Here is a 26,308-nt window from a genome sequence, read left to right as displayed (position 1 = left end):
CCAGACGCCCCCCCGCCCCGATCAGGTCGATGGACAGCTCGTGGGAGGTTTCCGGGGAAAGTTTGAACAGCAGCTCGCGGGCCAGGGTGTACATGGGCAGGCTCAGCTCGACAGATAGAGGGTGGGCGGACCGGCGATTATAGCCGTGCACGCATGACGGGCGCGAGGCACCTGCGCCAGATCAGCCCAGAGGGCGTAAGCTCAGCAGCTCGCCGGCATCATTGAATTCCAGCACGAAGGAACCATGGATGCCCGCATGGGTCAAATACGGCCGCAAATGATGCGCTGGCAAACTAACTCGGCGTCCGTCGCGGCTTTGCGCCATAATCCGGTTGGCCTGGCCCCGATAGATGGCCTGCACTCGTTCGGCCGATAACGCAATATCCAGCACCAAGCTGGGCATGGAGGCACCCTCGCAAATGAATGCGGCTATTTTGCCACAGACCTACGCAGCCACAGGCGCTCACGTGCCGCACCACGCTGTATGGGCAATAGCCGCCTGTGTCTGCCACACTGCAGTAGACGCTTCAGGAGCGACCTGTCGGCCATGAGCCTGCCCGAATCCTCCACCCTTGGTGGCCGCCTGACGGCCCTGGCACAACGCCTGGGGTTGCTGGGTCGTGCCTCGCGGCAGATCTTCGCCAGGGCCAGCGTGCTGCGTCTGCCATTCAAGGTGCTACCAGCGCCGGCCGACAGCATCTGCTGGCATGAGGGCCCGCAACTGCAACAGCTGCTCCACCTCCCTCGCGGCGCCCTGTCCGGCCCGGTGCAGGAGGACAAGGCCCAGGCGCATTCCGCCCTGACCCAGGTCGTGGAGGCGCAGACGCAACAGCTGCAATCCTTCGACCTGCGCCTGATCGACGGTTTCGCCTGTACGACTCCCGCCCCCGGCTACGGCAGTTTCGAAGACTATGCGGCGAGCGAGCATTGCCGGCAGGTCCGTATCATCAGCTACAAGGACTTCCTCAAGGCCATGAGCCAGCCCTTGCCACGCTTCATGGCCGGCGACCCGGTGGAGTTGCTGCAAGCCAATTGGCGCACCCGCACATTCTGGGCAGGGGAAACACGAGGGGAAGCCTTCGCCAGCGCGATTGCCTATGCACGCAGACGCGGCCTGGAAGTGCTGCTGCCCGCCAACATGGTGCGTTATCGCCTGAGCGAGGCGGGGCTGGACAACCTGCAGCACCGCTACCACGTACTGGCCATGCCTGAAGAGGCCTGGAGCGATCCAGGCTTCATGGGCTTGCTGCTGGACAACGGCATACCCTACGCGCGCCTGTCGCTGCTGAAGAAAGCCGGCAAGCCGGAGTTCCTCCTGCTCCCCAAGGAGCACCAGGACGCCACCGCCCTGGGCGAAGGACTGCGCCTGGCCGGCGCGCCAAACGTGCTGGATTATCTGCGCCAGCTGGCAAGCGTCGCCGAGTGATCGCTGGCGTCTATTCGTCGCTGCCGCGCAACAGACGTCCGATCATGTCCAGCGAATAACCTCGATAGGCGAGAAACCGCCCCTGCTTGGCACGCTCACGAGCGTCCATGGGCAACTGACCGGCAAACTTGCGCTGCCAGGTCTCACGCAATGACTCGAACCAGTCGATAGCGCTTTCGCGCAGCGCCTGATCGATGTCGCCGCGCTCCAGCCCCCGCTGCCCCAGTTCTTCGCGAATGCGCTGCGGCCCATAGCCGGCACGCGCACGATAGGCAACGAAACTTTCCAGATAGCGCGCCTCGGACAGCAGGCCTTCCTCGGACAAGCGCTGCAAGGCCGCCTCTATCAGCTCCTGCGGTGCACCGCGCTTGCGCAGCTTGCGCGTCAGCTCGACACGCCCGTGCTCACGCCGGGCAAGCAGGTCCATGGCCGCCCGCCGAACGGCGAGCGGGTTGTCCAGTATCGCGGTCATGCGTGCGCGGCAGGCTTAGAAGTCGACTTCTGCGTCAGCCAGGTCATCGGCAGTCGCCTTCGCCGGAGTGCTGCTGACCAGCAGCTTCTGGCGAATCTGACCTTCGATCTCGCGTGCCACGGCCTGATTGTCTTCCAGGTACTTGGCGGCGTTGGCCTTGCCCTGGCCGATCTTGTTGCCCTGGTAGCTGTACCAGGCACCCGACTTCTCGACCAGGCCCTGCTGCACGCCGAGGTCGATGATCTCGCCGTTGCGGTAGATGCCCTTGCCATAGAGGATCTGGAACTCGGCCTGACGGAAAGGCGGAGCGACCTTGTTCTTGACGATCTTAACCCGCGTTTCGCTACCGACCACCTCTTCACCCTCTTTCACCGCACCCGTGCGACGGATGTCCAGGCGAACCGAGGAGTAGAACTTCAGCGCGTTACCACCGGTAGTGGTTTCCGGGCTGCCGAACATGACACCGATCTTCATGCGGATCTGGTTGATGAAGATGACCAGGCAGTTGGCATTCTTGATGTTACCGGTGATCTTGCGCAGCGCCTGGCTCATCAGGCGAGCCTGCAGGCCGACGTGCATGTCACCCATCTCACCCTCGATTTCCGCCTTCGGTACCAGGGCCGCCACGGAGTCGACGATGATCACGTCGATGGCGTTGGAGCGCACCAGCATGTCGGTGATTTCCAGGGCCTGTTCGCCGGTGTCGGGCTGGGAGACCAGCAGGTCGTCGACGTTGACACCCAGCTTGCCGGCGTAATCCGGGTCCAGCGCGTGCTCGGCATCGACGAAGGCACAGGTGGCACCGAGCTTCTGCGCTTCGGCGATCACCGACAGCGTGAGCGTGGTCTTACCGGAGGATTCCGGACCGTAGATCTCGACGATACGGCCCTTGGGCAGGCCGCCGATGCCCAGCGCGATGTCCAGCCCCAGCGAACCGGTGGAAATGGCCGGAATCGCCTGGCGCTCGTGATCGCCCATGCGCATGACCGCGCCCTTGCCAAACTGCTTCTCGATCTGGCCCAGGGCAGCCGCCAAGGCACGCTTCTTGTTCTCGTCCATTCTATCCTCGCATGTTCAAGAGGGCCGGCAGGCCACCAACAACTGTATAAGTAGCCAGTATTATTCCACAGGGCAAGTCGTCCGCCTACCCCAGGGAAGGATTTTCCTCCGCCAACAGGGCGAGAAGCCCCGTCAGTGCGGCCTCGACCGTTTGTCGGCGCACCTGATCACGGCCTCCGGCGAACTGTTTGCGCACGCTGAAAAGCCGCTCACCATCGCCCCAGGCCAACCAGACAGTGCCCACCGGCTTCTCCGCCGAGCCGCCGTCGGGGCCGGCCACTCCGCTGACCGCGACTGCGTAACGCGCGCCGCTGTGCGCCTGAGCCCCTCGCACCATCGCCTCGACGACTTCCTGGCTGACCGCACCGACGCTGGCGAACAACTCGCTGCACACGTCCAGCTGCCTGGTTTTCTGCGCATTGGAATAGGTGACATAGCCCGCCTCGAACCAGGCCGAACTGCCGGGAATGCGGGTAATGGCCTCGGCGATCCCACCGCCGGTGCAGGACTCTGCGGTGCTCACCTGGGCGCCCACCCTTTTCAACCCGTCACCCAGTTGCGCGGCCAGCCGATCGATTCTGTCCATGTCCGTCCCTCGTTCATCGAACGGACAACCCTACACAGCTTGAACCGCCAGTGGAACGCGCAAATGTCGTCTAGTGTTATCTCCGGTGACGGAACGAAAGGAGACGCGAGATGTGGCTGTCACGCAATAAAGAGCAGAAGGACGCGCCCAGCGCCGGAACGGCCGAGCTGCAGGCCATACGACAATCGATGGCGATGATCGAGTTCACCCCGGACGGCATCATCCTCGATGCCAATCGCGCCTTTCTCGAGGTGGTGGGCTACAGCCTGGAGGAGATCGTCGGCCAGCACCACCGACTGTTCTGTTCGCGCAGCCTGAGCGAGAGCCTGGCCTATCAGCAATTCTGGCAGCGCCTGCGCCAGGGCGAACACTTCAGCGACCGCTTCCCCAGACTGACGCGGGATCGCCGGGAAGTCTGGCTCGAAGCCACCTACATGCCGATCCGTGACGCCCAGGGCATGGTGACCAAGGTCATGAAGATCGCCACCGACATCACCCGTCAGGTCGCCGCCGAGCACATGCACGAGAGCTACATCAAGGCCATCGACCGCTCCATGGCGGTGATCGAATTCAACCTGGATGGCGAGGTGGTCAGCGCCAACCAGAATTTCCTCGACCTGATGGGTTATACCCGCGACGAGGTGATCGGCCAGCATCACCGGATGTTCTGCCTGGCAGAAGACAGCCACAGCGACGACTACCGCGAGTTCTGGGCACGCCTGAACAAGGGAGAGTTCATGTCCGACCGCTTTCGCCGCGTCACCAGGCACGGCCGCCAGGTCTGGCTGCGCGCGACCTACAACCCGCTGTACGACGCCAATGGACGCGTGTACGGCGTCGTCAAGTTCGCCAGCGACATCACCACCCAGGTCGAGCGCCGCGACTCCGAAGCCGCCGCCGCGCAGCTGGCCCACGACATCGCCAAGGAGACCGACGTCTCCGCCGATCACGGCACCCGCACCGTGGCGCAGACCGTCGCGGTGGTCAACGACATCGCCAGCGAACTGGCCAACGTTGCGGAGCAGATCGAAGGCCTGAACAAGCAGTCGGAACAGATCACCAGCATCGTCCAGGTCATCCGCGGCATCGCCGACCAGACCAACCTGCTGGCACTCAATGCCGCGATAGAAGCCGCACGCGCCGGTGAACAGGGGCGCGGATTCGCCGTGGTCGCCGATGAAGTCCGCCAGCTGGCCTCGCGCACCAGCCAGGCCACCCAGGAAATCAACGGTGTCGTCCAGGAGAACCAGAGCCTCACGCGTAACGCCGTGGCCAGCATGGCCACGACGCGCGAACACGCACGCACCGGCGTGGACCTGGCCAACCAGGCCGGCGAGGTGATTCGCGAGATACGCAGCGAGTCGCAGCGCGTGGTCGAAGCCGTCGCCCAGTTCTCGGTGACGTTCACCGACTGAACGCGAATCGCTGCCGATTCAGGGTCCACGCGGTGGGCGAAGTATGGGAAAATTCCCGGCTTCGTCACACCCACCGCACCTAAGGCCCGGCATGACCGATCTCTCCGCTCACACCCCGATTGTGCCGGAGTATGCAGCGGTTTCAGCACAAAGCCCGGATGTGCTGGGCATGCAGCTATGTTGCGCGAAAGGCACGCAACCCTTTAATGGCATCAGATGGCATATGGCGGCGTATGGTTTGCCCCAAATTTGCCCCAGCCAAATCGCAGCACAAAAAGGTCCGCCGCCGCAGTGAATATCCCGTCGCACCGGACCTTTGACTCCATCCACAAGCAGTACTGCCCTACGTCCGCCGCAGAAAGCCAGTTCAGCACGTCACACTCCATCCTCTAGCGCCACGGCGAATAGATCATAAGTAGGGTTTTTCTTTGGCTAAAGATCTAGACCCTTCACATACTGCGTTGCTTTATCGAGAATATATTTTTTCATATGAGCTTCAGCCAAGGTGTTTTGCCCACCTTCTAGCTCTCCAGGAATACCTTTATCGGTTGATCGCCAAGTAGGCTCCAAACAGATAAAGTCATCCTCAGAAAGTTTAATGCTTACATCAGGCTTCAGCTCACAGTTCGGCAGCGATTGTTTTTCAGGTGTCACCTGCACACCAGGCGCATCCTCTTCGAGACATGCCTCCACAAGCAGCGCGACTGCCTTGTTCAGTTGTTTATCGCCCTTTCCAGCCGTGGCCTGTACCCGACGGTATTCATTTGCGGTTTCTTCAGTGTCACGATTTGCCCCCGCATACGGGGTCGTGTCAACACCAAGCTCTGTAAGAATTGCCTTATACAGTCGACTGGCACGCATTGCCGCCTTAGCATCATCCAACTTTACAGTTGACTGTTTGAGGAGAGATCGAGTCTTTTCGTCACCGAACGCACGTATTGCGGCCAGAGATACGTTTGGTGGCAAAGGGAAAAGTCGAAGATCAATTGCTCGTAAGAGATGCGCCATAGCTGCCCTCCTAGCCCTCCAGTCTGCCACATAGATTGCTTTGTTGTCGGGTTGATCAATGAACTCTGCAACAAGATCTAGATCGATGCGATTACGACTTCCTTGCGTCAATGAAGAAACGGTTGAACGAATGGCAGAAGGCCAATCGCCCGGTAATACAACCCAAAGTCGTGCACGGACATGCGCCTTGAGAACAGACCACGTTTTATCACGCTGTTCCTCAGCATGGAGGTCAACTGCGCTGAAAAAATCCGCGATGGTTTGGCCGCCCCTTACGAGGCCCGCCGCGACCTCCTCGGTAATTCCGAATGCCTCAAGCCCATCGCCCGTTAGATTTCGAGTCGTCGTGTCCGCGATTGAGTAAAATCGATCTTTAGACAGGCCTAGGAACTGGTAGAAACCGCGACTTTTCGTATCGACCATCGAGTCGCGACCTGTGTCCCAAGCCTCTGCAGCTATCTTACGCGCTGACTGTTCGCGAGTGATTGGCCATAGCACCAAAACTGCGCCGCGAGGATCACGGAACGTCTCAAGCAACTCAGCAAATGTGTCGGCAACCGCTTCCAGATCTTTCGGCAGAGGGTTGTCGCGGCGCTCCACAAGAATAATCCGAGCTTCTGTTTCATTAGGAATATAGCTATCCAGGATAAACTCCGGCAACTGAGCAAGAGCTTCATCCTTGGGGAACGAAAACAGCCGGACATTTTGAAAATGCTTGGGAAGCGTCTTTAGAAATGTCGTCTTCCCACTTCCTGATAGCCCGAAGAGCACTTCGAACATCCCCCCCCCACCCGTTCGCACACGCTGAAGTAGGTAGTCAATTCGATCTGCAGCATGCGGCACTCGCTCCACAAATTGGCTGGGGTCTAGTCCCGCGGCGGTTGCACGTTGCTCCAAGAACTCCCAACGCTTTGGCAATTCGAGTTTAGGAAGAGTGTTCATACTGACCTTCTAGTCGATAGATACGTTAAATGATATCCAGCTGTCGGCGTTGAAACCATAACGAACGGAACAGTAGCCTGAATGCCCGCTTTTGACTGACGGTTGCCTCTATACCACTGCCGATTCGTCAGGTGCACCTAGATTGTGCAGGGTAATTCGGTCGAGTAGCTCGCCAAACCGGCTTTTGCTGGGCCAGGTGGTATGTCCAGCTAGAGCCGGCATGCGTCTGCCGGCATGTGCTGGCGTAATAGCATGAAAGGTTGCCCCAAATTTACCCCACCTGAGATCGCAGGCACAAAAAAAGTCCCGGCGCCAGAGGGACTCCCCCACGGCGCCGGGCCTTTTTCATGGATAGACAAAACACACTGTATATAAATACAGTTAACACATGAGCCTCTACGACCTCCAACATCGGCGGCCCAGCCTCACGCGCTGGATCACTTCCTACCACTACGATGCCGCCTGGCGGAACCTCGCGGATGAGCACTATTCCTATCTGCGCGACCGCGCCAATGCGTTGCTGCTGTTCAGCGAAATCTCGCTGGATATCCGCAACACCCTCGTCACCGAGGCGTATGCCAAGTACCAGGCTTTCACCCGCCTCAATGCTGATGCCGAGCAGGCCTGGACCCTGAACTACGAATATGACGTGCGCGAAGGCGACACCATCGTTGCCAAGATCGGTGAGGGCGGCCATCTGACAGCGCCAGATTTATCGCTGCTGGGCTGTGTCAGCCAAACGCCCGGCGTCGTTCCACGGATCATCCAGTATGTCGACTATTCTCCAGTCGTCATCGGCACCCTCGACGGCCTTGTGATTTACCGCCCAACAGGTAAACCATGGCGGATGGCCCTGCGGCGCAACCTCGACTTGCAACACTCGGCGGCCAGCTAGACCAAAGGAGGCGTCATGTGTGGTCGTTACGTGCCATCAGATGATCGCGCCATTGAGCAGTATTGGCACATTGGCGCCCGAGATTCAGGGCAGTGGATACGCCGCTACAACGTGGCACCCTCCACCCAGGTGCCGCTCCTGCGCCACAACGAACAAGGCCAGCTCGAACTCGACGGCGCCCGCTGGGGGCTGGTCCCGCACTGGTGGAATAAGCCGGCCCTCCCCTCGCTCAGTTTCAACGCCCGCAGCGAGGAAGCCGCGAGCAAGCCGATGTGGCGCCAGGCGATCCGCTTGCAACGCTGCATCATGCCGGCGCTCGGGTGGTATGAGTGGAACGAGAAAGAGAAAGTGCGCAACCGCGCCGGCCGGCAGGTCAATCAGCCCTACTACCACCACGCTGCAGACGACAGCATGCTGGCCATCGCCGGACTGTGGTCAACCTGGACGAGCACCGAAGGCAACCAGGTGCTGTCGTGCGCCCTGCTCACAAAGGACGCGGCCGGACCGGTAGCAGCGGTGCACCACCGTATGCCGGTGATCCTTGAGCCCGAACAGTTCGAGCTATGGCTTTCGACGGCCACCAGCGCCGAGACGATTCATGCCGCAATCTCAACCAGCCGCGAGGACTTCGAGGCCTATCCGGTCACGACCGATGTTGGCAACCACCGCAACGACTACCCCGAGTTGCTGGAACCCATTTAGGTAGCATGACACCGGATCAACTGTCGAATTCGTACGCCGCGACAACCGCAGTCAAGCACGTAAATGACCGGAAGAGACGAGCCTGCAGAGCAGCAGACCTGAGCTAACAGCTATCGATGATAAGTAGCCTGGTAACTCAACTCCAAGCATTTAATCAACGCAGAAACTTCAACATGTATCGTATAAAGCCTTTGATCCGTAGCAGCAACGGATGGCTTCGTGTCCGAAAGATAGATATTGATCATAGTTATTGACTCGCGCAATGCTGACCCGGCAACATTTTTGCGCTCAGCATCTTTCAAAGAGAGAACCTGAAGCATGCCTTCAAGCCGCTGCAAACGAGGCGCAATGTTGGCACTTAGCTTGGCATATTCCGCATCATCAGTCGTGACATACATAGTAACTGCATCATTGCCAATCTCGGTAATCAACTCAATGGCCCTATCTAAGAGCTGACGCTTCTCTTTGCGCGTCTCTCTAGAGTTCTGATCCGACGACACGACCTTCCAGCCAATAATAATGAGAACAGCAGGCACAGCCACCCTTGCCAGTTGCCAGACCCACTGATGCTCAGGCTGGCCGAGCTTTATTAATATATCCCCAACAGTCATCAACATAGCTCACAATAGAAAATTTTATTTTTAGCCGTTTCTTTAACTGTGCTGCAGTAAATCCATGCTCGCGAACCAACCCACCAAAGGCTTCATCTAAAAATGAAGACCCAAGCCCGAGCGTGCCATCGAGATCGACTTCTACACACTCACTCTGCTCGAGTGCAGGGACTAGAATATCGACCCGAAATCTTTCACCACCGCGCTCACCTTTTCTACCACCAGGCAGAACAGCAAACTGCTTAGCCACATCAATCATTATGACACCCATTATAACCATCCACTCATGAGTTAAATGCTGCCAACGGTATCCGCCACTGCACAAGTGTTCCCATGATGTTCGATGCCTCACTGCGCGATGTTACATGCCCAGATTTGCCATCAAAAATATAAACGCCTTTATTACTATATATTTTGAGCAAGCCAACACCCTGCTCCTTGACAACTTTCAATATATCTTTCAAGCCTTGACCTCGATAACTCTTACCAGTTCTACTTCGCCCAACAGTAAGAGCCAACTCAATCATTCTGTGATCATCCTTCTTCTTTCCTGGCTTATTGTAGAAAAAGCTGGCCACCTCTTCAGGAAAAGTTCGACGCAACGATCGCGGAATTCCTATTCCCAGATCACAAATACAAACACTTATATCATCTTCCTCACGCCGCGCAAAAATCCACCAACGATGTGGAACACTGATATTCGTCCCATCCTTTCGTCTGTGGATATAAGCATGTTCGGATGAGTTAGCCACAGCCTCAGTCATACCACTTGTGACGGCAACCCGGAGCGCTTTGTTCCCGCTACTGATAAGTAACTCTGGCAAAGAACCAACAATAGAGTCAAGATTATCTTCATCACCAACCTCATAGAGCCAGACTATTACATTTTCAGCTTCGATCTTCTCGATTCGAGGCTGCAAGCCCAGCTTCTGAAGCAAGCCAATATGCTGAAAAAGCTGCTCTACAACATGATTTGTCGGGTACGTGCATCTCAGTTTAGACCTGCCAGCACTATCAGCGAGCAAACGCTCAATTTCCGCTACGAAAAGAAGCGTGCCACACGGGTGTAGGGCCTCGACACCATCGAAACACAGGGTCACTGTCCGAACGTGCGGATCGACAACATAGCGCCGAATTTTCCCAAGCGTCCCAACAAGCTTGTCCCTCATTTCAGACGATGCAATGAGACTGAGTACATCAGGAAGAACTACCCTACGACCAGTAGGCGACCTGTTCGCTTTAATGGCGAGCTTTTCCCGGCGTCTCTGAACCCGTCGTTTTATACGATCAAGCCGCCTATGGCGCCTCTGGAGACGCGCTCGGTGCAGGTGGGAACGCCGAGTCTCACGCGCTTGAGAAATCTTCGATATCCGTTTCATTTTCGCCCCCAACCCTCAGTGGGTCAGGATTCTATTCGATAGCACGGCATAAGTTAACGTCTGAGCTGTTACCCAAAATTAGATGGCGAGCATTACAATCCATGACTGAACATACCGGAAAAGCATTACGCCAGGGGCCGTCCAAGACGCTGGCGCCCCCTGGCGGTCGCCTTCTACTCTCGAGCTTCAGCTCCGTTGAACCTAGCGGCACGCCTCGACGGCAGCCTCCAGCCTCAGCTCGTACCCCTTCCGCTGCAGGCGATCAGCACGCAGCGCGCGCATCTGCTCGGCAATCGAGGCGCCGATGGGCAGCACGTCGACGGCGAACACCGGCCGCTGTACGCGCTCGGTGCGGCACGGGATCTGCACCGGCACCTCGACGCGCACCAACTGCGGCTCGGGCGGTTCTGCCACCTGGCCAGCACAGCCAGCCAGTGCCAGGCCCAGGACAGCTATCAGCCGCTTCATTGCGCACGCTCCCGCCGTAGCTCATCGTCGAATGCCTGGCTTGCATCGGCGCAAGCATCGACGCCGGCCGGCGTGCGCTCCTGTAGCACCTGCTGCGCCTGATGGTCAGCCTGCATCGCCATGCCCTCGGCCTGCGCTTGCAGGACCTGCACTTCCGCCGCTCGCACCTGCGCCGCTCCGCGCAGATCCGCCAGCGCGTCGTTCTGCTCGATGACCTGGCCGAGCAGCGTGGTGCGCGTTGCCCGGCAGGCGCCGAGCGTGTCCGCATCATCTAGCCGCGCCGAGCGCTCGGCCTGCAGGTCAACCTGCAGACTGCTGACGCGGATCTGCTGCCCCACACCAACGACCATGGACAGCACTACACCCACTATCCACGGCCAGGCCCAGGATGGGACCAGCTTTACCAAGGCCATCATGCGAGCCCCCCGCCAGCGGCCAGGTAGTGGGCGATCAGGTCATCCAGCCGGTGCTCGTGCTGGCCGTACCCGGCGCCCGGCAGGCTTGCCCAAATGTTGCTGCACTTCTCGATGGCCTCGGGTATACGCCCGGCCTGAATGTCCGGCACGGCGCGCCGCTCGCGGATCTGCTGTAGGGCGATGAGGTCCTGACTTAGCGGGCTGAAGTCACGCAAACCTAACTTTTGCTTGTATGCGTCGTAGTAACGAGACAACAGCTGGTAGCGGCCAGCAGCTGTGGACTTGATGCCAAGCTGAGGCAGCGGCACCAGCTTGCGCGGATGATCGGCGTAGCCTTCAAACAGCGCCCCACCAACGATGACGTCATAGCCCTTGTCGCGCGTGCGCTGCCGTGAATGATCAGTGCCCTCGCTCCAGGCCAACATATCGAGGAAAGCGAGCACGTTGACGCCGCCCGCCTGGGCAGCAGTAATTTGAGCCATACGATTTCTCCAGGCACAAAAAAGCCCGCACTGGGCGGGCTTGGCCTATGGTTGAGGTTTATCTTCAAACGTCTAAAGCAAGGGAGAGCTTCATGGACTTCGACTTCGATTTTGACACGTCACCCCACAGAGGAGGCGGGCCGGTACCAAACTCTGACAAACGATCCGAAAAGTCCGGAATGACCTTCGAAGAGGTAAAGCTGATCCTTATTAAAAGTGTGCTTCTCCGGGGAAGAGATCGAACATCCGGAACACACCACGAAGTTCTTGTAGTGCTTGTAAATGGCATAAACATCCGAATTTCGAGAACCAACGGAGAGGACACCCTCCAAGTTGGCGCGCTTGTAGAGGGTGGAAGCACCTACGAAATGCCCACCTTGAGAACTTTTGAACCCAAACCCGGGCTCACTGCTGCGGCAGCCACAGTCGCCTACGAAACGGTCAGAGCAATGTTTCCAAGCTACGAACATGCTGATTGCCAGACATTTGCGGCTTACGCAATTCTGGAGCTTACAAACGCTTCCAAACAGGATGTCGGAATCGAAGAAGATGACTTTATGTAAGAGAGAGCCGCCTGCACGCTGATCGGACAGTCACCCCAACAGCGGCGTGACAGCCGGCTCGTGCCGTGCCATAGCCTCCGTCAGATCATCCAGACGCAGGCCATTTTCGTGGACAGCAGCAACGGCGCATCAGCTAACGGTCCGCTGCATATTTCAGCCGTCCGTCTCGACAACGCTGGCAGAGCTGCTGACCAACTACACATCAACATCAAAATGCAGCAGATCCGGCGCCGGGCCGGTGATAACGCCGTCTGCTATGTAGGCCTTGCTGTTCACCGGCACGTCGACACCGCGCACGGTGACGCGCGCACCGGTGCGCAGCTCTACTTCACTCAGGCCCGCCGTGGTGTTGATGCTGCGGACGATGGCCACCGTCCGCACACCACCAGGTAGCAAGCCGATGAAGCGCTTCCAGGGATTGATAGTCGCCATCAGTGGTGCCGCTCCAGTCTGATCTGTTGCTGTACACGCACGGCGCCAGTGCCCTGGGCGCTGATGTCCACCCCCAGGCACAGGCCGACCCACGTGCCAGTTTCCTCGGGCACCCGGTAGAGGTGCGCCGGCAGGATCAGGCCCACCCCGTGATCGTCAGCGAACGGGAACAGCGGAATCGTCACGCTGACAATCTCGATGTTGCCGCCCTTGCTCAGCTCATGGGTTCCGCGCGCTTGGTTGGCCGGCTGGTCGGTCAGCCATTCCTCGAACACGTCTGGCGTTGGGTTGTCGCCGGCAGTACCGGCACGGCGCACGAGCATCGAGCAGCCGACCGAGGTGCCCGAGGTGTAGCAGGCGTTCCACGCGGGCTGCGGCATCCACTCCCCGCCCAGGTCCGTCATCATCGCGGGCGGAATCACCCGCGTGATGGGTGCATCCACGTCGTTCCACTGCCAGGGTGGCAGCGGGTAGCGCGGCACGATGTCGAGGTGGTCGCTGTCGCGGGCCGGCAGCACCACGCCGCCAATCGTCTCGGCCAGCTTGGCGATAACCTGCATCGCCGTCTGGCTTTGGTAGCTCAGCGAGCCGGCCGGAAAGGTCCAGTCCGTTGCGGTCCAGCTGAGCGTGAAGCCCGTATTCAGTAACTCCGCCTCGGCCGCCTGGCCGGCGTTGATCTGCGTCGCGTTCAAACCACTGCGCAACGGTGCATAGGGCGCCGCCAGCAGCTGGCCACGGGTCGCACCCGTGATGGTGTAGGCCTCGCCCGGGAACTGCTGCTTGCGGGTGTAGCGCTCGATCAGCACCACCCACTTCCAGCCGTTCACATCCAGCTCCAGCTCGCCAGCGCCCTCGGCATCCGGTTGCACCAGCTCAAGCGCCGCGCGGGTAAAGATGTCGGCGCTGAACGTCCAGCTGAAGCTGTCGGCATCCAACCCTATCTTGATGTTCTTCGCCTCGATGGGCGTGCGGCTTGGCAGCGCTACGAGGTTGACGGTGTTTGCGATCATGTAGGTATCCAGAATGGTCGGATCGGGCGGCGGCTCGGGCAGCGGATTGACCGGCCCCGGATAGTCGACATAGGGCATGTCGGTCAGTACGCCGTCGACCTTGCGGGCCTTTCCCCATGGCAGAGTGCGGCCGAGGTTCAGGCGGCGCGCAGTCGACCACCGAACCCCAATACTGCCGGTATCGGCCGGTTGAATCCGTGGCGTCTCCGGCTCATACCGGAAATGGAAGTACGCCTGCGGCGTCGTCGAAGGAAAATACGGCCGTCCGCCAAACGAGAACACGAGCGGGCCATTGCCAGGTACATAGAGGCTGTCTTGCAGAGCGGTCGCCGCGTCGTACCGTGGACCGAACGCATTCACCCGACGCACGCTCACACTGAGCAGCAGATCCTTGCGCGCGGGCAACGGGTTGTAGATCAGCCGTAGCCCCAGGTCCACGGGCCTTCTGCCTTGATCCCACCGCGTGCCGAGCAGCGAATCCTTGCGCGGCATATCCACCCAGGTAGAGGCTTGCACGGCCCCCTCCCGGAGCCTAGCCCAGGACCAAACCGAGGCATTCGACAAGTCCGACGCCGGCACTGGCGCCCAGGCTGCGCGCTGATCGGCGCCGTCCTGAACATTAGCGACCTCCCATAGGGAGCCGGCACCTAGGTCAGCGGCCCGCGTTACGCTCCAGGGCATGGCCAGGCTCTGGCGATTAGCTGCAGCCGCTCGGCCCCAGCCAGCACCAACAGTGATTGCAAGCATCAGATTCTCTCGACAGGTACAGGACCGTGGGCCAAGGGCCGAAAGTAGCGCACGGCGATTGCTCGCGCGGTGCCCAACGGGCGCGATGGGTTCTCACCGATCGCAGGCCACCACTCCGGCTCAGCCTCCGGCAACTCACCCGGCTCGGTCACTTCGTAAACCCAACCGACGAAGGCCGATGGCCGAACTCGATCACCAACCGCCACAGTCAGCCCCGACACGAAGGTGACACCGAAGTCATCCAGCGCGATGGCGTAGACCGTCCCGGAAGCGGTCACTTTCAAGTCGATGCTGCCCAGGCCATCATCGAGCGTCCGACCGTATCCGGCCACCCGCCATTGCCCATCAGCCATGCGCTCGACAATCACCGTTTCACGCGCCGCCCAGACTGACTCGACTGTCGCAGCCGCCTTTAGCCGAGCATCAACGGTTGGCACTTGGTTGCCGCCATCGTTTTCGGTGAGGTTGAACAGCAGGTGATTGGCCGTCTCGCTCAGGGTCGGCCAGCGCGACATACCGAGGCGCGGCTCGCTGTATTCGTAGGCCTGGGCCAACACCTCGCGGTAGATTGCCGTCCGGGCAAACCACTGTGGGTTGAAAGAGTCCTTTGAATAGATGGCCAGCACTCCACCAGTAGCAGCGTCTGACAGGCTCACCATGTAGTCGTCTGACATGTCCCCTTCGCGCCTTACCTCAACGAAGATAGGCACTCTGAGCAGGGTGAACTTGGCAATCATCAGCGCCGCCACCGGTTTGGTGGAGAAGTTACGGCGCAGCTTATTGGCGATCACATGCATCTGGCGGAACACGCCCATCCGCGTTACAGGAATCATGTCCAGTACTTCTCAAGCAGAGAGACGATTGACGTTCCGTATCCCGTCGGCACCAGATAGAACGGCTCCCCGCCGAAATCGATAGGCCGGAGTGCCTCGCTCCAAACCGGAGAGCGGTCAAACCGACGCAGAATGGCCGGAACCCGGCGGTGCGTGTAGTAGGTGCTGATGAACACACCTGGGATGTAGCCCACGTAACCGCTATCCCAAAATGGCCGGCGCTCCAGTACAAAATCAGGTGGGGTCAGATCAACGTCCAACTTGAACCCGGCGTAGCCGGTATAGATGTTGGGATGCGCTTGCAGCGCCGGTAGAGCGCCCTGCTCGATAGTGCCACTGAGCGGGCTTCTCAAACGGCTACGCCCGTACGCATTGAGGTAGGAAAAGGCCATCTCAGATGTGAAATCATGGCTCTCGGAATATTCGGCTCCGCCCAGCACCATATGGTTTTGCACGCCCGACTTAGGAATCGTCTGGTCTTTGAACACCACATTGCCGAGGAAAATCTCGCCTCCATAGCTGCCGCCATAACTGCCGCTTGAAGGGCTATCGCCACTAGGATCATCAATCCCGTAGTAGGTCAGAAAAGAGATGTAGACCTGCGACCCCCTTGCCACAATCGTCCATCCGATGTTGTTCCCGTTCTGATACCAACCACAGGCGACCCAGTGCCGGTTCGCGCTTGCAGAGCTTGAAGCGAAAGGACCGGATCGAACGTTCTGCCCAGTCGGTGGATAGGCAGCGACATCGGTCAGGGTCTCCGACATGTAGATCTGGCAGCTGGCTCGATAGCCTCGATCATTCCACACCGAACCACGGTAGAACGTGTAGTACACACCATCCGGCGCTTTCAGCTTGAAGCCCAGCGGCAGGTCAGCATGAACCAGCGTCCAGCCCTGACCGGGCTTGGCGTCTGCCCCGGTTCCGTAACCATTGACCAGGCAAGGCACCAACAGGTTGAAGAAGGCCACTACTGAGTAATTGGAACCCAGGTTCGCCGGAGTGGCGCCTGGATCAAGGTGCGAATAAAGCACTGCATCAGCCATCAGTCTGCATCCCCACGAATCTGAAGTTTGAACTGGTCATCGTTGACGGTGCCCTGCCCGCTGATGACCGTACGGATCACCCACATCGGCCCGAGCGCCGAGTCGGTGTTGAAGCGCACGGCGTTGCCAGCCGCCCATCCAGTGCCCCAGCCTTCGCGCCGGATCGTGAAATACGGCTGGCCAGTCAGGGCGTTGATGGGTGACAGGTCGCTGCCCGTGCTGCCGGTAGCGATCACACCGAGCCGCTGCTCCACCACGTTGAACGAGGTGTTGCTCGTGAACACCAATGCCCACTTGCCATCGGTAGCGCCCGCATTAGTGATGATCGGCGGGTAACTCAGGCTGTTGTATTGCGCGGTGGTGGTGTTTCCCGCCGGGGCGTCGGTCCAGTTGGGCGCGCCTTGGCTCCACGTCTGCTGGGTAAACCAGCTATAGATCCGCGACTGCAAATCGCCCCAGGCCACGGCACTGCTCACCAGCGTCTCACCGGCCGGCAGATCCCACGGCAGCGGCGCGCTAACCCCCAGCTCGCCAGTAATCTGCACCTCGGTGCACAGGGTCATGTGCTCCACCCGGTCACGCACCAGCAGCGGCAGGCCGAGTGGGTTGCCCTCCTCATCCTGCAGCACCAGCGGGTTCGCCCAGGTGACGGCGCCCTGCTCACGATCCACCGTGAACGAATCAGCCCGCAGCACCGTACCGGCGCCGTCGACAACGGTGATATCCGCCTGCTGTGTGCGGTCGAGCTGCAGCGTGCTGCCAGCAGCCGGCGACGGCACCACCGTCTCGGCCGTGTGGTGGATCACCAGCACGTCGCCATCGCGGTACACCGGCACGCGGCCATCGGCCGGCAGGCGCACCGGGTCAAGACCCAGGAGGCCGGCATCGAGCGGCAGACGCGTTTGCACCACGGCGTTGTAGCGCAGCAGCAGCGGAATCACGGCGATATCGCTGGCCCCGGTGTCGTCGTCCGGGTCGGTCGTGAACGTCAGCCGGGTGATGCCGGTAGTCGCGTCGACAGTGCCGTGAATGATCCCGCTGTCGAACTCCCCATTGAGGTTGCTCGCCGCCGTCACCACCTCGGCGGTATCGGCGCGTACTACGGTCACCTGCATGCTGCCGGCGCGCAGCGGCGCACCTGGCGTGCGGTAGGTGGCAGCGGTCACGCTGAAACCCACAGCCGCCGTCAGGCAGGCCAGCACGCTCACAGCACCGGAGGCGTTGCCGCCGTAGCTGCTGAGCGTGGCAGTGCGGTCGGCATAGTTGACGGTGCCAACCGCCGTGCCACCGTTGGTGTTGCTGGCCACATCGCGGTACAGGATGCCCGAGCGGTCGCAGTAGGTTGAGCCGTTCCAGCTGAACAACAGCGAGCCCGGCACGATGGGCTCGGCCACGCCGGGCAGCAGCTCGACGGTGATGCCGGGCTGTGGCTGGCTTGCGCTCTGCGGATCGGTGCTCACGCTGTCGGCCTGGGCCACGTGCGTGATGGTGCCGCCGAACGACTCGCGCATCTGCACGTTGGTGGTCACCAGCACCGGCTCGGTTGCGCGTGGTGCGATGTTCAGCCCCTTGGAGCGGTTGCTGTAGGTGTATTCGGTGTAGTCATACAGCACCGCCACCTGCAGGGTGACCTGCCCGGTGGTGTAGTTGATGCTGCCGGCGCGCCCGCCCTGCCAACCGCCGTTGCCGTTGTCGTTGGCGACATTGGCAATATCGCGGAAGCCGTCGTAGATCGGCAGTACGTTGCCCGCTTCGATCACGTCCCAGTTGATAGCCGGAGCGGCCTGGCGGCGCGTGGTCATCCAGTCCACGCGCACGCTGCCCGGCTTGAGCGGCGCACCGGGAATGGTGAAGGTCGCCACGCCACTGCCGTCGCTGCTCACAGCCAGCACACCGCTGTCGACAGCGCCACGGTCCCAAGCGTAGGCAATACCGCCCGATGGCGTGGCGCTCAGCACCATAACCACCTCACCCGAGGCATAGGCGATGGTGCCAGTACCACCCGTGCCGGACAGATTGCCCTGGCCGTCATCGGTGATCTCGCGCACGGTGCCAGCGGTGAAGGTAGCCGAGAACGAGCCCGGCAGCACCCCGCCCTCGGGCAAGGTGTAGCGCACCTCCAGCGTCGGCACGACGCTGCCGCCCGAGCGCTCGGTGATCGCGCTGTCGGCCGAGCTGACATAGCTGTACACCAGCGAGCTGCCAACGTCCGGCAGCGCGTTGAGGGTCAGCGATACCGAGCCCGAGCCAAAGGCGATGGTGCCAGCGCCCTCACCGGTCAGCAGGCCGTCGCCTTGGTCGCGCAGTTCGTACCACTTGCCCAGGGCCATGAAGCTGACAGACAACGTGCCAGCGAGCGGCACAGCACCCGACAAGTTCAAGGTGTAGACGTAGCCGCGATTGCCGAGGGTGATTTCGACCTCACCCGAGATTGTGTCGCCCGTTGCCGCTGCGCCCGGGCGATAGCTACCTGTGCCGGTGCCGGTCCAGCTGGTGCCGGTACGTACCAGGGTGATCTCCCCGGTCTGGTAGTCCACACGGCCGGAGCTGAGCCAGTTGCTGCCGCTCACGTAGCGCAGGCCACCTTTGCTGTCGTCTGCGTAGGTGCCGCCGTTGACCACGACAGTCAGCGTTCCAGGCGCGCAGCCGGTGCCAAGGAATGTGCGCGACTCACCCGCAACGGCGCCGGCAGCCACGGTGAGGTTGACCGCGCGCGAGGGACCGGCCGGCACGTAGATCTGCCGCTGATAGCCGCCGAGCACATCGACCAGGGCCGATTCCTTGGCGGTGCTCGGCACCAGCTGGCTGTAAACCGATTCGACTTTCAGGCTGAGTGCGCCGCTGGTCACCGCCTCGGCCAGGGGGCTGATGCTGTAGTAGCGCGCAGCGTCGGCCACCTGGGTAGACAGCACGCGGGCCTTGGCGACGCCGCTCAGCGCGGTTGCCGAGGTGCCGGACGGCGTGACCTGGCCACCTGGGAACTCGCTCAACAGCGGCGCGCTGATCTGCAGATCCAACCGGCGCCGGGTGAAGTTGACGAAGTTGCCGTTGCCATAGTCGTAGGTGAACTGTTCCAGGCCGGCATCCACGCCGGTCAGGCGCACGTACTGCGACGCGCTGACGGTGACCAGCTGGAACACCTCGCCGATCTCCGGCACGCGCTGTTCCTCCCGCTGCACACAGGCGATAGCGCGCTGGCCGGCAAGCTGGGTGCCGAGCAGATCGAACTGCGCCGTGGTCGCGGCGGCCACGTAACTCTCAATGGCGTTCTGTGCGTCGCGGCGCTCATCGATCTGGCTGCCGGTGTTGAACAGCAGCACGCTCACGCGCGGATCGGCCGGCGCCTGGGTGACGATGGCATGCGCGCCCAGGTAGGCGTCGGCATTCTGCGTCATCGGTCCACCAAACAGCTTGCGCAGGTTGATGCGGCCGGTGGTGCGATCGAGACGGCTGATGTCAGGGAACACGTTGTTGACTTCACCGTCCACCACGGCGTTGCCGGTGGCGCGGCCGCCGCCGTCGTCTTCGTCGGTCAGCAGTTGGCTTTTCAGCAGTTTTACGTCAGTTGCGGCGATGGTCATGCCGTATCTCCGGGCAACAAAAAGCCCGCACGGGGCGGGCTGTCAGGGTTCAGGGTCAAGTTCGGGAGCCGATGGCGGCGCCACGGTGATCAGGCGCAGGGTGAGTTGATAGAGCCAGTCGTCATCGGGCGCCACCGTGCGATGAAGCGCCGAGGCCTGCACGACAGCGCCGGCCACTCGATTCCACGTCACGTAGTGCTGTGCACCGGTTGGCAACGTGAGTAGGTGCACGGCGCCGCGCACGCTGGCCATGGCCTGCAGGGCGCGAACCTTGGCCAGCGTGAACCAGGCGCCGCCATTGCTGCTGAGCGTGATCGGGCGCCCGTAGAGCTTGATGCCCTCCTGCACGATCAGCGCGCCGGTCAACGAGCGGTCCTGCTCCTGCGCAACGGGGTCCCAATCGAACTCGTCCACCCACTCCATCTGCTCGCCACCCAGGTCCGGGTTGTCGGCCAGGTCGAGGCTATCCAGGGTCAGTTGCATTACAGGCTCCTCAAGCCGGCTTGTTCGAGAATGCTCAACAGGTTCGTCTCGGCGGCGTCACCGCTCACCGCCACGTCCACCGCCGGCCGGCCCGGAATCTCCAGGCGGATGACCTTGCTTGGTGTTTGCTCAGGCTGCTGGGCGGTAGGCTGGGCGGTCTGTTGCGCTTCCATGCGCTTTTTCTGTTCCTCGGCCTGCCGCTGCTGCGCGCTCTCGCTCTCGATCTGCCGGAGCAGACCCAGGGCGCGGTTTGCATTGGCTACCGCCTGAGCGTCGCCGCCTGCCTGCGCCTCGGCCAGTTGCGCCTGCAGCTCGCGCTGGCGAGCGGCAAAGCGACGACGCTCGATGTCGTCTTGCCTGCCCTGCAGCCCGTCCAGCTCATCCTGCAGGCTCTCCAGGGTCGAGCGCGTGGACTCGCCCATTTGCTCCATACGCTGGTTGGCCGACTCGATAGCCGATTCAAGGCTGCTCAGGCTCGACGCATCGAGCAGGCTTAGTGCGTGACGCATGCCATTTGCCCGGCGCACGAACTGTTGAGCAGAAATCGCCCCGCGTTCGTAGCGATCCATCAGCCCCTGTAGCGCGGCCTGCTGGCCGAGGAATGCCTGCTGGGTTTTCAGGCTATCGCGCTGCATCTCAGCAGCCCAACGGCCCAGGCTCTGGCCAGTCATACGCTGCAGGCCGCTCTCGACCTGGCCAAGCTCCCGGGCGACTTGAGCCAGTGAACGGCGGGTCGCTTCCAGGCTGCTGGTGTCGATGCTCGGCGCCGCAGAGCTGATGCCCCGCAGCCGGTCGAACGCTTCCAGCGCGGCCTGGCTGAGCGCCGCAGCACCCTCACGGGCACGGCCGACAACGCCGCTAAAGAAGCCCTCCAGGGCGCCCATGTCCTGCTTAGCGTCGCTGGATTCCTTGCGGCGGCGCTCCATCGCCTCACCGCTGGCCTTGCGCTCGGCTTCCATGCGTCGGCCGCTTTCGCGGCGCAGCTGCTCGCTGGTGACGATGGCCTGTTGGTCCGACTTGTTCTTGTCGTCCTGGGCTTTCTTCCCCTGCTCGACTGCGCTCTTGAGTTCCTTCTGCCTGGCGCTGGTTTCCTTGAGCGCCTGGTTGTACTGGGTCGCAGTAATCGCACCATCGCCGTAGAGCTTGCGAAGCGCGGCGCGGATGTTGTTGATATCCACGTCGGTACGGGCATTGCTGATCGCATCCTGCACCGATTTCAGATCACCCAACTTGTCGTCGAGATCCGATACCAGGTCAGCGGCCCCGCCAGCGGCAGTGCCCAGTTCACGCAGCCGCGTATTCAGCACGCCGGTCGCCTGGCCGTACTCAGCTTGGCTGATACGGCCTGACTGGTACGCAGCCAACAACGCCTGACGTAGACCTTCTAGCTGCTGGCGGCTGCTGGCGGTGTCGATCAGGTTTAGGGCATCAGCCATACCGGCAATTGCCCGCTGACCTTCTGCGGAGGCATCGACCGCCTGCTGGGCAAATCGATCGTTCAGTTCGGCAACTTTGTCAGCGGTTGCCTGCGCGGCATCAACCTTAGCCTGTTCTGCCGCTAGCGCGGCGTCCTGCTGCGCCTTGGCATTCTTGACCGCCGATTGCGTGTTGGTATCCCAGGCGTCGCGGATGTCCTGGCCGTCCTGCTCGACCTGCGCCACGAAGCCGGCGGTGAGTCCATCCAAAGTGGCGCGAGCCGCCCCCACGGCGGAACGTAGTCGCTCACCACCCAGCGCATCAGGTAAAGCTTTCGAAACGAGCTCAAGCGGAATCAAGAGCTTGCTCGCCAGATCCGTAGCGAACGCCCCTACCAGCGAAAGCCCCGCAGTCAAGCCGTTGAACATCGTACGGAACGGCGCAACGAACAACTGAACGCTCTGCGCTGCTCGGTCCAACGAACTCCCGAAGTTATTGAAGAAAGTGCTGCTGTCATCGATCAGCTTATTGAGGTCAATCTCAACCAGCCTGCCCAAGAATTCCTTGGCTTTTTCTGCACCCTGCTCGAAAGCTTTAGAAAGTGACTGAGCCAGCTTATCCAGCCGACCGTCACGACTCATCTGCTCGATGTAATCGGCCACGCCGGCCAGTTGCTGCTTGGCGTAGTCGAGCGCCCCGCTCTTCGCGATGCGGTCGAGAAAGTCCGTCCAGGTATCCGATAGGTTGCTCACCAGGCCGGTGAGCGTGCCCATGTTGTCAGCTGCAGCACCCTGCGCACTGGCGCCAATCTCCTTTACCAGCGCTGCAATGACATCGCGGCCGAGCCGGCCCTTGCTGGCCAGGTCGGCCAGTTGCGCGGCGTTCTTTCCGGTTACCTTCTCCAGCATCGACCACACGGGCACGCCACGCTCGACGAGCTGCAGGATCTCCTCGGTCTGCAGCTTCTGCTTGGCGTAGGCCTGGCCGAGGGCAGAGGCGATGCCCTGCAGGCGTTCCATGCCGCCGCCAAGCTGCTCGTTCTTGTCGACCACCGCTTGCAGGGTGCCGTCCATGGGGTCGAGCCCGTAGGACTTCAGCAGCGCGAAGGCCTCGGTCACGTCCTGCATTTGCAGCGGCGTATCCTTGGCGAACTGCCTGATCCAGGCGGTAGCCTGCTCTCCCGCAGCAACGCTCCCCATCAGCGAGGCCATACGCTTGCCGAGCAACTCGAACTCATCGCCCGTGGAGAGCATTGAGCGGATGCCCCCCGCAACAGCATTTAGCCCACGCTGCACCAGGCCGAACGCAGCGTTGAGGGAGATGTAAGCCGCAGCGAAGGCCAGTACCTGCTTGGCACCTCGACTCATGCTCTCGCGCGCAGCATCAACCCGTGACGTGTGCTCGGCGGTTGCACGAGCAGTGGCAGCCTGCTCACGTTGGGCAGCCTTGAGCTGGGCGTTGTTGGCATCGAGTGCCTGACGAGCCTTGTCGACCTCGGCAGCCAGGCGCTTTTCTTCATCGGCTAGGTTGTCGGTATCAATACCCACAGCACGCGCCGCCGCCTGTTGATCAGCAAGCCCGGAGCGCAGGGTATCGAGCCCACGCTGCAGCTTGCGCGCCTCGCGCTCGGCTTCCTTGAGCGACTGCTGCAGGCCTTCGGAGCCCGGCGCGGCGGTCAGGGCATCGCGAAGTTCTTTGACCTGCAGGTCCGCCTGCACCAGGCCTCGCTCGGCTTGCTCGGCGGCTCGCTGCGTCTGCTGCAAACCACGGGCAAGGCTTCGAGCATCCTTGGCAGTGTCCAGGGCCTGGCCAAGCTGTTCGCTGGCATCCTTGAGGCTACTCAACGCCTCCTCGGACTTCTTCGCGGCAGGTGAAAGCTCGTCCTTACCTCGAAGCACGAACTGAATCAGGCGCTCTTTCAGGCCGGCCATACTTTTCTCCAGGCAACAAAAAACCCGCCGAAGCGGGTTTTGGAATTAACGGTTGTTCAATCCGTACTGCAGGCTCTCTTACCCGCGATAGACAATTGCCTCGTTCAACGCATCCTCAACGACCCTGATATCCGGCTCGCTATTGCTAGTCAGCGCTGTGGTTTCTCCAGAAGAGGTAGTGAGCACAATCTTGTACTCAAAACGCGGTTTGATGGCTCTGAACCACATAACTCCCAGTACCACGATCACGAGCGGCACAAGCTTGGCCATCAAGCCCGGGGAGGCTAAAGCGCCAAGCAGCCATAGAGTGCCGATCACAATGAGCGCAATGGGCCCTGTCTTCGAGGGAGTCAGGTCGGTCACTCCGACTTTGACTGAACTGACTGACGCCATCGCATAAGTCTGCTTGTGCGCGATGAATCGCGCGTTTGTTACCTTGATCCCATGCTGATCAAAAAACACTTTTTCGGACGCTACAGCTTCCATGGCATTCTCACCCCTGTTGTTGATAAGGCTGAATCTACCATCACATTGCCAGCACCGAAACTCGACTAAGGCCGAGTACTTTCCGCGATGCTATATTCACGCCGTAGCGGGCAACGTATTCAGCACATAGACATAGGGCCGGCCCGCCGTGCTCAGGCGATGCGTTTGTAGCCCAATAAGCCAAGACATCGCCTACACCTATTTGCGTACCGCGATAATTGACCTGGCCCAGCGCGTCGCTCACCTGCTGACCGCTAAACCCTTGCGGCCAACTGTTGGCCACCAGGTGAGCGCGGATGTGCTGCTACAGTTCGTACTGCCAGCGCTGCGACTCGGGCAAGTCCGGCACAACCAGCTACCGGGTTGCGCCCAGTTCGGCAGCGAGGTCAATTCCCGCGTCGAGCCCCGCGGTACAGGAACAACCTGCCCCCACCAGCAAACAACACTTGTTGCCTGTGCTGGCGTTTGGCTACAGTCCCTCCTAGTCAAATCGGAAGGACCCCGTATCTACATGCCTGAATATGTCTTGAACCCCCCTTGGTGGGTGGTACTCATCATCTCCGTATTCCTCGCCAAGCGCTGGGATCGAGTAGAACACTTTATTAGCGCAACCAGCAGCTATCTGATGAATCACACAAGAGGAAAACTCAGAGGGCATTGGCGTTCAAGAAGAAAGAACAAATTACTAAAAATAAAAAACATCAGGAACAGCCATATTGAAATCACAAAACTAATAACAAAACGCTACACCTACCTCATACTATTCATTTTGCTCGCCGCAATTTTCGGCTTATTGATTACAGCAGCCAAAATTAGTGCAAGGCCTCTCCAGCAAGAGCTTCTCGCATACAGCCTTATCGCGGCAGCGATTAGCATTATGTACGAAATGCTCTGGCTAACCACATCTACAAAAGTAGATAACTACATAACACTCTACAAAGCCTTCAAGAAAACAGCATTACGAAACCAGAACAAAAAACGAAGCGCAACACAAGAAGAAATTGAATCAGAGATCATCCGCACCTATCTATCCAGAGCGGAAAAAGATCATCAAGAAATTGAAAGCTTCGGCTTTACTTACGATGACGATCTAAAGCGTGATGGTTATCTAATAGTCAACTTCAAAGTCTCGTCCGACAGGTATCACAAGCGATTTCGTACACACCACTCGTTTCGCGTCTGGAGATCCGAAACACCTGAAAGAATTTGTATTGCATTAACCCAAGGGTGACCTCTTACCAAAAATCAAACTTCATAAACCTCTCTGAGAGAAACAGAATGGAACCGCTGAGCACTGGCACCGCCGCCCTAGCCTCGATCATCGGCCTTATCGGCCAATTCAAATCCGGCCGCGACAGCGCCAAGAGCCAGGACTTCAACGAGTTCATGCAGTGGCTTGCCGAGAGCAACCATGCCGAACTCAAGTCACTGATCGAGCAGAATCAGGGCACCACGATTAGCATCAAGGCCATCCTGCATCAGAGCCAAGAGGTGCTCAGCGAAAGTCTGAGCCGCATCGACGACGCATTGGCAGCCATCACTTCCGCCCTTTCAGGTTTCGGCGAGCTGAGCAAGAGCATTCGGCCGGATGCTGTTCTTTCAGATCAAGCGATCTGGATTTTGAAGCAGTTTAAAAAAACCGGAACCAGCAAACTCTCCCTTCAGATTCATTACGGATTCAAATTTTTAGTTCCGCTAGATGGATTAGCCGGAAAACTTCCTATAAAAGAGCCTAATTTCCTCACAGACGACATAAGAATGCTCTGCGAGGCGAAATTGTTGATTCCCGAGACTGACAAAAAGGGTGAACCTATTTGGCATTACACGAGACAGGCTGAAGCATTTATTGCCTCCCTCCCTGACTAGGTATGCGCAGCCATTTCAGCCACCCAATAAAAAGCCCCGCATCTGCGGGGCTT

Annotated in this window: 27 protein-coding genes; 7 read left to right on the top strand and 20 right to left on the bottom strand. The window is 60.1% G+C overall.

Annotated features, from left to right (window positions below; translation table 11 throughout):
- Positions 1–94 (bottom strand): hypothetical protein (locus tag EPK82_RS25050; RefSeq protein ID WP_244230016.1); only part of this gene is annotated, 94 nt, incomplete at its 3' end.
- Between the two features lie 87 nt (positions 95–181).
- Positions 182–403, bottom strand: coding sequence for a DUF2835 domain-containing protein (locus EPK82_RS17810; protein WP_080756997.1), 222 nt, complete (start codon positions 401–403; stop codon positions 182–184).
- Between the two features lie 144 nt (positions 404–547).
- Between EPK82_RS17810 and EPK82_RS17805 the strand changes: the two genes are divergently transcribed.
- Positions 548–1,426: a DUF6685 family protein gene (locus EPK82_RS17805; protein ID WP_134677537.1), complete on the top strand. Its 879-nt coding sequence runs from the start codon at positions 548–550 to the stop codon at positions 1,424–1,426.
- Positions 1,427–1,436: 10 nt separating this feature from the next.
- Here EPK82_RS17805 and recX read toward each other — a convergent pair whose 3' ends face one another.
- The 3 genes from recX to EPK82_RS17790 all read right to left on the bottom strand — a co-directional run bounded on the left by recX (position 1,437) and on the right by EPK82_RS17790 (position 3,543).
- Positions 1,437–1,898 (bottom strand): recombination regulator RecX, encoded by a 462-nt coding sequence (recX, locus tag EPK82_RS17800; protein WP_037053237.1) that lies wholly within the window; start codon positions 1,896–1,898, stop codon positions 1,437–1,439.
- Between the two features lie 15 nt (positions 1,899–1,913).
- Positions 1,914–2,957 (bottom strand): recombinase RecA, encoded by a 1,044-nt coding sequence (gene recA / locus EPK82_RS17795; protein WP_037053238.1) that lies wholly within the window; start codon positions 2,955–2,957, stop codon positions 1,914–1,916.
- Between the two features lie 85 nt (positions 2,958–3,042).
- Entirely contained in the window at positions 3,043–3,543 is a 501-nt protein-coding gene (locus EPK82_RS17790; protein WP_134677536.1) for a CinA family protein, read from the bottom strand.
- 110 nt (positions 3,544–3,653) lie between these two features.
- On the opposite strand from EPK82_RS17790, the gene EPK82_RS25135 reads away from it, so the two are divergent.
- Positions 3,654–4,958, top strand: a complete 1,305-nt coding sequence (locus EPK82_RS25135) for a methyl-accepting chemotaxis protein (protein WP_134677535.1) — start codon at positions 3,654–3,656, stop codon at positions 4,956–4,958.
- A gap of 432 nt (positions 4,959–5,390) precedes the next feature.
- Here the strand turns inward: EPK82_RS25135 and EPK82_RS17780 are convergent, their stop codons facing one another.
- Positions 5,391–6,746 (bottom strand): hypothetical protein, encoded by a 1,356-nt coding sequence (locus tag EPK82_RS17780; protein WP_134677534.1) that lies wholly within the window; start codon positions 6,744–6,746, stop codon positions 5,391–5,393.
- 550 nt (positions 6,747–7,296) lie between these two features.
- Between EPK82_RS17780 and EPK82_RS17775 the strand changes: the two genes are divergently transcribed.
- Both EPK82_RS17775 and EPK82_RS17770 read left to right on the top strand, forming a co-directional pair.
- Positions 7,297–7,803, top strand: a complete 507-nt coding sequence (locus EPK82_RS17775; RefSeq protein ID WP_134677533.1) for a hypothetical protein — start codon at positions 7,297–7,299, stop codon at positions 7,801–7,803.
- A 15-nt stretch (positions 7,804–7,818) separates the two neighbouring features.
- A complete protein-coding gene (locus EPK82_RS17770; protein WP_134677532.1) occupies positions 7,819–8,505 on the top strand; it encodes an SOS response-associated peptidase in 687 nt (228 codons plus the stop codon).
- Positions 8,506–8,615: 110 nt separating this feature from the next.
- Here the strand turns inward: EPK82_RS17770 and EPK82_RS17765 are convergent, their stop codons facing one another.
- The 6 genes from EPK82_RS17765 to EPK82_RS17740 form a co-directional block, all read right to left on the bottom strand.
- Positions 8,616–9,116: a hypothetical protein gene (locus EPK82_RS17765; RefSeq protein ID WP_134677531.1), complete on the bottom strand. Its 501-nt coding sequence runs from the start codon at positions 9,114–9,116 to the stop codon at positions 8,616–8,618.
- The gene (locus tag EPK82_RS17760; RefSeq protein WP_167494370.1) at positions 9,076–9,375 is read right to left on the bottom strand and encodes an STAS-like domain-containing protein; all 300 of its coding nucleotides are present in this window, start codon (positions 9,373–9,375) and stop codon (positions 9,076–9,078) included. The genes EPK82_RS17765 and EPK82_RS17760 overlap by 41 nt, the downstream gene beginning before the upstream one ends.
- 25 nt (positions 9,376–9,400) lie before the next feature.
- Entirely contained in the window at positions 9,401–10,054 is a 654-nt protein-coding gene (locus EPK82_RS17755) for a hypothetical protein (RefSeq protein WP_134677529.1), read from the bottom strand.
- Between the two features lie 642 nt (positions 10,055–10,696).
- Positions 10,697–10,963: a hypothetical protein gene (locus EPK82_RS17750; RefSeq protein WP_134677528.1), complete on the bottom strand. Its 267-nt coding sequence runs from the start codon at positions 10,961–10,963 to the stop codon at positions 10,697–10,699.
- Entirely contained in the window at positions 10,960–11,322 is a 363-nt protein-coding gene (locus tag EPK82_RS17745) for a hypothetical protein (RefSeq protein WP_134677527.1), read from the bottom strand. Before EPK82_RS17745 ends, EPK82_RS17750 begins: the two co-directional genes overlap by 4 nt.
- A 53-nt stretch (positions 11,323–11,375) precedes the next feature.
- Positions 11,376–11,861 carry a glycoside hydrolase family 24 protein gene (locus EPK82_RS17740; protein WP_134677526.1) on the bottom strand — a complete coding sequence of 162 codons (486 nt, stop codon included), beginning with the start codon at positions 11,859–11,861 and terminating at the stop codon, positions 11,376–11,378.
- 92 nt (positions 11,862–11,953) lie between these two features.
- On the opposite strand from EPK82_RS17740, the gene EPK82_RS17735 reads away from it, so the two are divergent.
- Entirely contained in the window at positions 11,954–12,424 is a 471-nt protein-coding gene (locus EPK82_RS17735) for a hypothetical protein (RefSeq protein WP_134677525.1), read from the top strand.
- Positions 12,425–12,619: 195 nt separating this feature from the next.
- Here EPK82_RS17735 and EPK82_RS17730 read toward each other — a convergent pair whose 3' ends face one another.
- From EPK82_RS17730 to EPK82_RS17695, 8 genes are all read right to left on the bottom strand, one after another.
- Positions 12,620–12,856, bottom strand: coding sequence for a hypothetical protein (locus EPK82_RS17730; protein WP_134677524.1), 237 nt, complete (start codon positions 12,854–12,856; stop codon positions 12,620–12,622).
- Positions 12,856–14,382: a hypothetical protein gene (locus tag EPK82_RS17725; RefSeq protein ID WP_244230014.1), complete on the bottom strand. Its 1,527-nt coding sequence runs from the start codon at positions 14,380–14,382 to the stop codon at positions 12,856–12,858. Before EPK82_RS17725 ends, EPK82_RS17730 begins: the two co-directional genes overlap by 1 nt.
- Positions 14,383–14,612: 230 nt before the next feature.
- The gene (locus EPK82_RS17720) at positions 14,613–15,446 is read right to left on the bottom strand and encodes a hypothetical protein (RefSeq protein ID WP_134677522.1); all 834 of its coding nucleotides are present in this window, start codon (positions 15,444–15,446) and stop codon (positions 14,613–14,615) included.
- Positions 15,443–16,492 carry a hypothetical protein gene (locus EPK82_RS17715; RefSeq protein ID WP_134677521.1) on the bottom strand — a complete coding sequence of 350 codons (1,050 nt, stop codon included), beginning with the start codon at positions 16,490–16,492 and terminating at the stop codon, positions 15,443–15,445. Before EPK82_RS17715 ends, EPK82_RS17720 begins: the two co-directional genes overlap by 4 nt.
- Positions 16,492–20,073, bottom strand: coding sequence for a hypothetical protein (locus EPK82_RS17710; protein ID WP_134677520.1), 3,582 nt, complete (start codon positions 20,071–20,073; stop codon positions 16,492–16,494). Before EPK82_RS17710 ends, EPK82_RS17715 begins: the two co-directional genes overlap by 1 nt.
- 42 nt (positions 20,074–20,115) lie before the next feature.
- Positions 20,116–20,556 (bottom strand): hypothetical protein, encoded by a 441-nt coding sequence (locus EPK82_RS17705; RefSeq protein WP_244230012.1) that lies wholly within the window; start codon positions 20,554–20,556, stop codon positions 20,116–20,118.
- Complete coding sequence (locus tag EPK82_RS17700) at positions 20,556–23,903, bottom strand: tape measure protein (protein WP_134677519.1); 3,348 nt, start codon at positions 23,901–23,903, stop codon at positions 20,556–20,558. The genes EPK82_RS17705 and EPK82_RS17700 overlap by 1 nt, the downstream gene beginning before the upstream one ends.
- Positions 23,904–23,981: 78 nt before the next feature.
- Positions 23,982–24,389: a DUF6232 family protein gene (locus EPK82_RS17695; protein WP_134677518.1), complete on the bottom strand. Its 408-nt coding sequence runs from the start codon at positions 24,387–24,389 to the stop codon at positions 23,982–23,984.
- 298 nt (positions 24,390–24,687) lie between these two features.
- Between EPK82_RS17695 and EPK82_RS17690 the strand changes: the two genes are divergently transcribed.
- Together EPK82_RS17690 and EPK82_RS17685 are read left to right on the top strand one after the other, a co-directional pair.
- The gene (locus EPK82_RS17690; RefSeq protein WP_134677517.1) at positions 24,688–25,620 is read left to right on the top strand and encodes a hypothetical protein; all 933 of its coding nucleotides are present in this window, start codon (positions 24,688–24,690) and stop codon (positions 25,618–25,620) included.
- Positions 25,621–25,667: 47 nt separating this feature from the next.
- On the top strand, positions 25,668–26,255 hold the full coding sequence (locus EPK82_RS17685; RefSeq protein WP_134677516.1) for a hypothetical protein: 588 nt from the start codon (positions 25,668–25,670) through the stop codon (positions 26,253–26,255).
- Positions 26,256–26,308 lie beyond the last annotated feature (53 nt).

The sequence above is a fragment of the Ectopseudomonas khazarica genome, assembly GCF_004521985.1.
GTDB lineage: Bacteria > Pseudomonadota > Gammaproteobacteria > Pseudomonadales > Pseudomonadaceae > Aquipseudomonas > Aquipseudomonas khazarica.
The sequence above is the reverse complement of the archived record's forward strand: the minus strand, read 5'-3'. Positions and strand labels throughout refer to the sequence as shown.